The sequence below is a fragment of the Arthrobacter sp. Br18 genome (assembly GCF_000520555.1).
Classification (GTDB): domain Bacteria; phylum Actinomycetota; class Actinomycetes; order Actinomycetales; family Micrococcaceae; genus Arthrobacter_D.
On sequence record NZ_KI914893.1, the window covers coordinates 82,238 to 91,008 of the forward strand.

8 protein-coding genes and 1 pseudogene are annotated in these 8,771 nt (G+C 62.9%); 3 read left to right on the top strand and 6 right to left on the bottom strand.

The genetic code is table 11. The features are described 5' to 3' along the window. Positions 1 to 27: 27 nt before the first annotated feature. From Y704_RS0116485 to Y704_RS0116500, 4 genes are all read right to left on the bottom strand, one after another. Entirely contained in the window at positions 28 to 675 is a 648-nt protein-coding gene (locus tag Y704_RS0116485) for an MBL fold metallo-hydrolase (RefSeq protein ID WP_026550919.1), read from the bottom strand. Between the two features lie 25 nt (positions 676 to 700). After that, a complete protein-coding gene (locus Y704_RS0116490; protein WP_026550920.1) occupies positions 701 to 1,981 on the bottom strand; it encodes an ABC transporter substrate-binding protein in 1,281 nt (426 codons plus the stop codon). Between the two features lie 66 nt (positions 1,982 to 2,047). Beyond that, positions 2,048 to 2,962 carry a carbohydrate ABC transporter permease gene (locus Y704_RS0116495; RefSeq protein ID WP_051477287.1) on the bottom strand — a complete coding sequence of 305 codons (915 nt, stop codon included), beginning with the start codon at positions 2,960 to 2,962 and terminating at the stop codon, positions 2,048 to 2,050. Next, positions 2,959 to 3,882 (bottom strand): carbohydrate ABC transporter permease, encoded by a 924-nt coding sequence (locus tag Y704_RS0116500; RefSeq protein ID WP_026550922.1) that lies wholly within the window; start codon positions 3,880 to 3,882, stop codon positions 2,959 to 2,961. Before Y704_RS0116500 ends, Y704_RS0116495 begins: the two co-directional genes overlap by 4 nt. A gap of 356 nt (positions 3,883 to 4,238) precedes the next feature. On the opposite strand from Y704_RS0116500, the gene Y704_RS22200 reads away from it, so the two are divergent. From Y704_RS22200 to Y704_RS0116515, 3 genes are read left to right on the top strand one after another with little or no spacing between them, the layout of a single operon-like run. Then, on the top strand, positions 4,239 to 4,958 hold the full coding sequence (locus Y704_RS22200; protein ID WP_051477289.1) for a phosphoribosyltransferase: 720 nt from the start codon (positions 4,239 to 4,241) through the stop codon (positions 4,956 to 4,958). Then, positions 4,951 to 6,210, top strand: a complete 1,260-nt coding sequence (locus Y704_RS0116510; protein ID WP_035773217.1) for an erythromycin esterase family protein — start codon at positions 4,951 to 4,953, stop codon at positions 6,208 to 6,210. The genes Y704_RS22200 and Y704_RS0116510 overlap by 8 nt, the downstream gene beginning before the upstream one ends. After that, a complete protein-coding gene (locus Y704_RS0116515; protein WP_026550924.1) occupies positions 6,207 to 7,895 on the top strand; it encodes an alpha-amylase family protein in 1,689 nt (562 codons plus the stop codon). The genes Y704_RS0116510 and Y704_RS0116515 overlap by 4 nt, the downstream gene beginning before the upstream one ends. A gap of 162 nt (positions 7,896 to 8,057) precedes the next feature. Here the strand turns inward: Y704_RS0116515 and Y704_RS0116520 are convergent, their stop codons facing one another. Together Y704_RS0116520 and Y704_RS24675 are read right to left on the bottom strand one after the other, a co-directional pair. Then, positions 8,058 to 8,279: an LPXTG cell wall anchor domain-containing protein gene (locus Y704_RS0116520; RefSeq protein ID WP_155850405.1), complete on the bottom strand. Its 222-nt coding sequence runs from the start codon at positions 8,277 to 8,279 to the stop codon at positions 8,058 to 8,060. 225 nt (positions 8,280 to 8,504) lie between these two features. Then, positions 8,505 to 8,771 (bottom strand): annotated as a pseudogene (locus tag Y704_RS24675) (hypothetical protein); the annotation flags it as partial.

Consider the following 8,771-nt stretch of genomic DNA (forward strand, 5'->3'; position numbering starts at 1 on the left):
ACGGCGGCGGGCCATCGAACCGGACAGTCAGCCTGCCTCCTTCGTACGGGTGGGTCGGTTGTGGCCTGCGCAGATCCACTCGATGCCGGTGCTGGCAATGCGTTCGCGCAGGAGCTGCTCGGTTTCCCCGGCAACCGCCCTGTCACTGATCACCGGCCGGAGAATGAACTGGCGGAGCCCGCCGTCCTTGCGGACGGTGACCGAATCCCCGCTGAACAGGACGGATTGCCACTGAAAGGCGAAGTGGCCCGGTGTGTGGCCGGGGGTGGGGAAGTAGTCGAGCCCTTCGAAGATGCTTCCGGTGCCTTCCAGTTCCTCTACCTGGTCGGGATAGGGTATCGACGTCAGTCGCTGCATGAGGCGCCGCACGGCCGTGGGCGGAGTTCGATCACCACGAAGGATCGCGGCGTCCGCTCGGCCCAGCCACACCCGTGCGCCGAGTTCCCGCTGCAGGCGGGCTGCCACCTGGACATGGTCGAAGTCGTAGTGGGTGAGCACCAGATCGATGACCCGGCCTACCCGTGCTTCGGAGTCGCGCAACTCCTTCAGGACGCCGTCATAGCCGGAAGAGATTCCCGGGTCGATGACGGCGGCGCCGGCGCTTCCGGCGACAACGTAGCCGTTGGCGCCCTTGGAGTGTTCGAGTTGGTAACAATTATTGGCAATCAAACGCATACAGGGTTTCCTTCGACGGTTGGGCCTATCCTGCCTGGAATGCCGTTTCCAGATCCTGGGCGACTTCCTCGGCGGTCTTCTGGTCGGTGAGCAAGGCCTGAATTCCGTTGATCATCGCATCGTTGAACACATCGGTGGTGAGGACATCGATGTTGTAGCCGAACTCACCGGTTCCGTCAGCGATCTGTGCTGCGTCGGTGACAACCTGGGCGAACAGCGGCGAAGTGTCGACGCCCTCGGTGTCCACCGGGAACGGCGGAATGGTGCTCTGGTTCTCGATGGTCCACCGTCCGTGTTCAGGCGTCATCAGGTAATCGAGGAACTTGATCGCCGCTTCGGGATTCGCTGTATTCGCTGAGACGAGTGGTCCTGAGCCGAGCCCGCCGCTGAAGATACCCTGGCCGTCCTCTGCGGGGAACGGGACATAGCCGACCTCGAAGTCGACCCCGTTCTGGATCTCCGGGGCAAGCCAGCTGCCGGTCGGAAGGATCGCTGCTTCCCCTGAGTAGAAGAGCGAGTTGCCGTCGTCGTAGGAGAGCGCCGTGGGGAATTCCGTCAGGTACCCGGCGGAACTGAACTGGTCCCAGGTGTTGAGGGCGGCCACGACGTCCGGCGAGGTCCACGGGGTTTCACCGGCGAGCAGGCTGTCCATTCCGTCCGGGCCGATGCGGCTGGACAACGCCATGCTGAGCAAATGCCCTCCCTGCCAGCCTTCCTTGTCGCTGATGGCGAAGGGGGTGATCCCTGCCTCGTCGATCCGGCCCGCCGCAGCTTCAAGGTCGCTGAGGTTCTCCGGCTGGTCGATGCCGAGTTCGTCGAAAATATTCTGATTGTAGAAAATTCCGATCGTTTCGATGTCTCCCGGAATACCGATCAGCTTGCCATCGGAGGTGACCCGCTCTTTGGCGAAGTCATACACCGGCCAGTCGTATTCTTCGTACGCGGCGGTGAGGTCATAGAGCAGGCCGGCTTCGGCAAGGGCACCCGCATAGCCGGGACCGGAGCCCCAGCCGAAGACGTCCGGTCCCTCACCGGACCGTAGCTGGGTCTGCAGGACTGTCCTCATGCTGTCCAGGGGCATGACTTCAAGTTCGACATCGATGTCGGGATTCTGCTCTTCGAACGTGGCGAGGTCGCCTTCGATCAGCTCGATGGTCTCTGCATCTTCGGGCTGCTCGATGAGGTAGCGGATCTGCTCGGTACCGCCGTCGTCGCCCTCGGAAGTGGGGGCGGTCCCGGTGCAGCCGGATATCATCAGTGCGAGCGCCGCGGCCGACGCCGGAAGGGTCATTCCAGGAATCTTCATGGTAGGTGTCCTTTTCTCAGAGGTGATCGGTAAGTGGTGACTGCGCGCGGTGGACAAGCCAGGAATTCATCCCTTTACCGCACCCGAAATGAAGCCCTCTGCGACCTGCCGCTGCATCAGGATGAAAATGATGACCACTGGAATAATCGTGATCAGGGAGCCGGCGGCGAGGGGGCCGATATCGATGGAGCGCCCCCCCATGAACTGGTAGAGCCCCGTGGTCAACGGCCGGTACCCTCCACCCGGCAGGTACAGCAGGGGCACCAGGAAGTTGTTCCAGTTCTGGATGAAGGTGAAAACGGCCAGGGCGCCGGCACCGGAGCGCACCAGCGGCAGCATGATCTTGACGAAGATCTGCCATTCCGAGCACCCGTCCACGCGGGCAGCCTGCTCCAGTTCGGTGGGGAGGTCGGAGAAGAATGCCCGCATGAAAAAGGTGCCGAAGGAGACCCCCGTGGAGGTGAGGACCAGGATCGCGCCAGGAAGCGTATCGAGCAGGCCGATGCCTCGAAGCTGGAAGAACAGGGGAATCATGTAGGCGAAGAACGGGACGAGCAGTCCCAGCACCACCAGGTAGAACGCGAAGGTTCGCCCTCTGAAGGGAAGCCGGGCGAAGGTGTAGCCGGCCATGGTGGAGAGAACCACCACAAGGAGGGTGCTGGGAACGGTCAGGATCACACTGTTGAGCAGGTAATCGCTGAATCCGCCCACTGTCCAGGCATTCACCAGGTTCTCGAAGGAGAACGACGAGAACAGCCCGAAGGGATTGGTCCGGACGTCCGCCTGCGTCTTGAGTGCTGTCGAGAAGATCAGGAGGACGGGAAAGAGGGAGATCGCCGAGATGACGATCAGGAGCAGGTGCTTTCCCGACAGGGCGGTTCTGCGCCGGGGAGACATGCGGTTGCGGGCAGCGGGGGGTCGATTTCCAGCCGCCTCGGCGGTCTCGATCAGTTGGTCCCCGGCTGCGGTGGTGTTCGTCATGCGCCTGTTCCTTGCAGAGAGAGCCGCCGTTGCAGCCTGTTCAGGGCCACCGCGCAGGGAATGGATAGAGCGGTGATCAGGAGCGCGAGCGTTGTCCCGTAGCTGATCTGGCTGAGCTGGAAGGCGCTGGTGTAGGCGTAGGTGCCCATCACATTCGTCGCGTTCGCCGGCCCGCCGCCGGTCATGATGAAGATGATGTCGAACACCTGGAACCCGCCGACGAGCGTGACGGTGGTGACCATGAGGAAGACCGGCATGATCTGGGGCAGGATGATGTAGCGAAGCTGCTGTCCTGCGTTGACCCCGTCAAGCCGGGAGGCGTCCATCTGTTCGAGGTCTACGTTGCGCAGTGCTGAAAGGAAAATAATTAGTACGAATCCGGTGATGGACCAGATCGCCGTGGCCATGACGGCGTAGAAGGCAGTGTCGGGATTGCCCAGCCACCCGGTGGCGAGGCCGCCGAGACCCAGTGCCTCGAGAGTCTTGTTCACCCAGCCGTTGACCGGGTTGTAGATCCACCCCCAGACAATTCCGATGGCTACCTGCGGGAGGACGTAGGGAAGGAAGAAGGCGAGCCGGTAGTAGATGCCGGCATGCCTGACATTCCACAGCAGCAGTGCCTGGACGAGGCCGATGACCAGGGGTATTGCAGTCCCGAGGACGATCCATATGACGTTGTTGCCGAGCGCATGCCACATTTCCGCATCGGCGAACATGCGGGTGTAGTTGTCGAGCCCCACGAAAGGCGGGGTGGGGTTGAGGCCGTCGAAGTCGACGAATGAATAGTAGATTGCATTGCCCAGTGGAAAGAGGAAGAAGACCGCCACCAGAAGCATCAACGGTGCGATGAGGGCGATTCCCAGGCGGGTCTGTGCCCGCCTGGTCACTCTCGGTGTGGTCGACTGCAGAGCCGCGCCCATCTCACAGTTCCTTCGGGACTTCGACGAGGAGTCCTCGTAAGGAGCTATTTCGCATGGTTGACTTCCTTGTCATGTGTCCTGCTGTTCCGGCGATCATCCGGAATCTGATACTAGGACAATACGCGCGGTGCTTCACTTACGGTGCCGGAGCGCTTCGAAAAGGTCATAGCCCGGGCGGTGAGGGGTATTTGCTGGTAGGAGCGGCGGCGGTGTCCGGGGCTCCGGACACCGCCTCCTTGCCTGCATCGGTGGAGAGCCAGTGGGAGAGTTTTTTTGCCGCGCGAGGGGGTTACTTTTCGGGCGGGCCGGGACAATGATAGGAAGTAGGCTTCCGTTTCGTTTCCGGGGTGGCGGGTATGGGCAGATACCGATTTCTCGACCGTCGGCATGCGGGAGGGGAGCTCGCGGGCTTCCTCGGGGTCTGGAGGTCCGAGGCGCCCCTCGTGATCGGGCTTCCCCGCGGCGGCGTTCCGGTAGCGGCAGAGATCTCGCTCGCCTTGGGGGCCGAGATGGATGTGGTGGTGGTGCGCAAACTCGGGTTCCCGAACCACCCGGAAACCGCCATGGCGGCACTGGCGTCGGCGGCCGGCACAACCGAGTTGGTGCGGAACCCGGACCTCATGGTCGAACTCGAGAAGCTCAAGGACGGTCGCCGCCTGTTCGAGGAAACGCTGGCGCGGGAAACCATCGAAATGGCCAGGCGTGAAAAGGAGTACCGCGGCCGGCGTCCGCCGCTGGCGGTGAGTGGGCGCACGGTGATCGTGGTTGACGACGGGCTGGCCACCGGTGCCACGATGCGGGCGGCGGTAGCCGCTCTACGTAAACTCGGTCCCCGTCGGATCATCGCCGCCGTGCCCGTCGGCGCGCCCATGGCCGTGAGACAAGTGCAGAAGCTGGCAGACGACGTCGTCTGCCCCTGGCAACCGGAGAGGTTCCGTGCGGTGGGCGCTGAGTATGAGCATTTCGGGCAGACGGGCGACGAAGAGGTCCGATCCCTTCTTGCCGGGCCTGCCGCTGGCGAATCCTGCACGGCTGAGGAGGAGGGAAGGCATGAAGGAGGGGGCCGGTATGCGTAACACCACTCTGCCGCTGAGGGATGCTGCGGATTTGGAACCGCTGCTCGAACGGATCGGTGACTCCCGGTATGTGCTGATCGGCGAGGCTTCCCACGGCACCCACGAGTTCTATGCCTGGCGTGCGGCATTGACGCAGCGGCTGATCGAGGAGTGCGGCTTTTCCTTCGTCGCTGTCGAGGGTGACTGGCCGGACTGCTGGAAGGTGCACAGGTCAGTGACCGCGGTTGAGGGGGCGCCGGAGGATCCAGCCGACGTGCTCAACGGATTCGACCGGTGGCCGACCTGGATGTGGTCGAACACCGACGTCGTCGATTTCACCCGGTGGCTGCGCGCACGGAACTGTGGCCTCGAACCGGGCCGGCGTGCGGGTTTCTACGGGCTCGACGTCTACAGCCTGTGGGATTCGCTGCGCTCCACCCTTGAGTACCTCGAAGCACACCAGCCCCAGTACGTTGAATCCGCGCTAGAAGCCTTCCGGTGTTTCGAACCCCACGCGGAGGATGCGCAGTCCTACGCCCGGTCTACCCAGTGGGTCCCTTCCGGATGCCAGAAGGAAGTGGTTGCCCTGCTCGGAAACCTGAACTCTATGGGAGCCGGTGCCGGAGCCGGTGCCGGACGCGATGATCAGTTCAACGCCGAACGCAACGCCCGTTCGGCGGCGGGCGCAGAAACCTACTACCGGGCGATGGTTCACGGTGGGCCGGAGTCGTGGAACATCCGCGACCGCCACATGGCCGAAACCCTCGACGCGCTGATGACGCACCACAACGAAGGAAGCGCCCGGAACAGCAAGGCCGTGGTGTGGGAGCACAACACGCATGTGGGTGACGCCCGCTGGACGGATATGGCCGCCGGCGGCATGATCAACCTCGGCCAGCTCGTGCGCGAGGAGCATTCCGAGGACGGCGTCGTTCTCATAGGCTTCGGATCCCACGAAGGGCAGGTGCTGGCTGCGGATCGTTGGGGTGGTGCCACCGAGGTGATGCTCATGCCCGCAGCGCGGGAGGGCAGTACAGAGCAGCTGCTCCATGACGCGCTGCCGGATCAGGAATCGGCGCTGTTCGTCTTCGATGATGGCACCGGCTGGGCAGGCCGCAGCCGCGCCCACCGCGCAATCGGCGTCGTCTATCATCCCGACGTCGAACGGCGGGGAAGTTATGTGCCCACAGTGCTCAACCGCCGCTACGATGCATTTCTCTGGATCGATCGAACGACGGCGCTGATTCCGCTGCATCAAGGAGGACCTTCATGAAGATAACCGACACCTCTGATCTGTGGTGGAAGAACGCCGTCATTTACTGCCTCGACGTGGAGACATACTTCGATGCCGACGGTGACGGCGTGGGTGACTTCACCGGCCTCGCCCGGCGTGTCGATTACCTGGCGGAACTCGGGGTGACCTGCATCTGGCTGATGCCGTTCTATCCGACTCCGGATCGGGACGACGGCTACGACATCAAGGACTTCTACGGCGTGGACGGGCGCCTCGGCACCCACGGCGACGTGGTGGAATTCCTTCGAACGGCGAAGGACAGGGGCATCCGTATCATTGCCGACCTCGTGGTGAACCACACCTCGGATTCGCACCCGTGGTTCCGGTCGGCGCGGAAATCCACGGACAGCCCTTACCGGGATTTCTATGTCTGGCGCTCGGACGCTCCACCCGACACGTCGAAGGACGTGGCTTTTCCGGATCAGGAGAATTCCATCTGGACCCTCGAGGAGACCACCGGCGAGTGGTACCAGCACCGGTTCTACAAGCACCAGCCGGACCTCAACGTTGCCAATCCGAAAGTCCGGGACGAAATAGCCAAGGCCATGGGCTTCTGGCTGCAGCTGGGCATGGACGGTTTCCGGGTGGACGCCGTTCCCTACTTCCTCGAGACAACCGGCACCCAGGCCGACGAACTGCCTGATCCGCATGAGTTCCTCAAGGATCTGCGGCGGTTTCTCAACCGCCGCAATGGCCAGGCGATTCTCCTCGGCGAAGTTAACCTGCCGTATGAGGAGCAACTTGAGTTCCTGGGCGGCGGGAACGCCGATGAGCTCACGATGATGTTCGACTTCACCGCGATGCAGGCCATGTACCTCGCGCTCGCACGGCAGGATGCCTCGCCCCTGGCCAGAGCGCTGGAAAGCAGGCCGGAGATCAATCCGGATAACCAGTGGGCCATGTTCGTCCGGAACCATGACGAGTTGACGCTGGACAAGCTCTCCACCGAAGAGCGGCAGGAGGTCTTCGACGCTTTCGGCCCCGAGGAACGGATGCAGGTCTTCGGGCGGGGCCTGAAACGCCGCCTGCCGCCGATGCTCGACGGAAACCAGCAACGCCTCCGGATGGTCTATTCGCTGCTGTTTTCCTTGCCCGGGACGCCGGTCCTGTTCTACGGCGAGGAGATTGGGATGGGAGAGGACCTTGACGCCGACGGGCGCATGGCGGTCCGGTCGCCCATGCAGTGGACACGTGGGAAGAACGGGGGTTTTTCGACGGCCGATCCAGCTGAGCTGGTATCCCCACCGGTTACGGGGGAGTACGGGAAGGAACGCGTCAACGCGGCCCAGGCCAGGCGCGACCCGGAGTCGCTCCTAAACTTCCTGGCGAAGCTCATTCGGCGCTACCGGGAGTGTCCGGAGCTTGGCTGGGGACAGTTCGAGATTCTGCCCCAGCCCATTCAGTCGGTCCTGGCACACCGCTGCAGTTGGGAGGCAGCCAGCATTATCCTTCTCCACAATTTCGGGCCGGAGCCGGTCACGGTGACTCTCGATCTGCGGGGTGCCGATCAGTCGACCGCCGGCGTCCGTGGCCAAATCCTTCTCGACCTGCTCGGAGATACCGAACCCCGCGTTTCCGAGGAGGGAGTACTCGAACTTCGCCTCCAGGGCTACGATCACCGATGGTTGCGGATACCGCATGCCGACGATCGTCGGCTGCCCTGATATCACCCAGGTTATCGGTGATGCACAAAAGAAGTACCGTACTGTGCCCGATCCAGGTTGGGACGTGCCGGTAGACGGGACTCCCGCAGTTCGCACTGCGGAACTCCCGTCTGTTTCAAGCGCTCCGACTTCTTGGTGATGGATCCGTTGCTGACTCCGGAACTAGATCGGAGCAAGTCCCGACCGGCGAACCACCAACAGTCCACCGCCCGTGATGAACAGGGCTCCGAACAGCAGGACCACGTGCGCGTTGAATCCGGTATAGGCCAGCGCCTTCGGAGTAACAGCAGCCGGAGTGACTGCCATGGGAACCGACGTCGTCATAGCGTCCAGCGCTGCAACATTCACCCGCGTACTGGCCACTGACGCCGATCCAGCTGGCATGGCGCCATTCGACCCGAACGAAGCAGTCCTGCCGGAGGCGTCACCTTTACTGGTTGAGGCGACGACGGGTGCGACGACGTTGCCGTTCAGGATCCCGTTATCTGTGGTGCCTCCGGTGCTGCCGTCAGTAAGTTCACCGGCTCCGGTGGTCTCATCGGTGCCTCCGGTCGTTCCCGTGGTGGTGCAGTCGGAGGCCGTGTCGCCGATGACGGAGATGGTGTTGCATCAGATGTTGACGGGAGCGACGACGACGGGTGCGACGACGTTGCCGTTCAGGATCCCGTCGTCAGTGCTGCCTCCGGTGGTTCCACCGGTGGTTCCATCATTAGGTTCACCGATGCCGGCTCCGATGGTCTCATCGGTGCCTCCGGTCGTTCCCGTGGTGGTGCAGTCGGAGGCCGTGTCGCCGATGACGGAGATGGTGTTGCATCCGATGTTGACGGGAGCAACGACGACGGGTGCGACGACGTTGCCGTTCAGGATCCCGTCGTC

Excerpts from the sequence above, each read along its gene's own strand:
- Y704_RS0116485 (WP_026550919.1), bottom strand. The coding sequence starts at position 675 with ATGCGTTTGATTGCCAATAATTGTTACCAACTCGAACACTCCAAGGGC.
- Y704_RS0116490 (WP_026550920.1), bottom strand. The coding sequence starts at position 1,981 with ATGAAGATTCCTGGAATGACCCTTCCGGCGTCGGCCGCGGCGCTCGCA.
- Y704_RS0116495 (WP_051477287.1), bottom strand. The coding sequence starts at position 2,962 with ATGACGAACACCACCGCAGCCGGGGACCAACTGATCGAGACCGCCGAG.
- Y704_RS0116500 (WP_026550922.1), bottom strand. The coding sequence starts at position 3,882 with ATGGGCGCGGCTCTGCAGTCGACCACACCGAGAGTGACCAGGCGGGCA.
- Y704_RS22200 (WP_051477289.1), top strand. The coding sequence starts at position 4,239 with ATGGGCAGATACCGATTTCTCGACCGTCGGCATGCGGGAGGGGAGCTC.
- Y704_RS0116510 (WP_035773217.1), top strand. The coding sequence starts at position 4,951 with ATGCGTAACACCACTCTGCCGCTGAGGGATGCTGCGGATTTGGAACCG.
- Y704_RS0116515 (WP_026550924.1), top strand. The coding sequence starts at position 6,207 with ATGAAGATAACCGACACCTCTGATCTGTGGTGGAAGAACGCCGTCATT.
- Y704_RS0116520 (WP_155850405.1), bottom strand. The coding sequence starts at position 8,279 with ATGCCAGCTGGATCGGCGTCAGTGGCCAGTACGCGGGTGAATGTTGCA.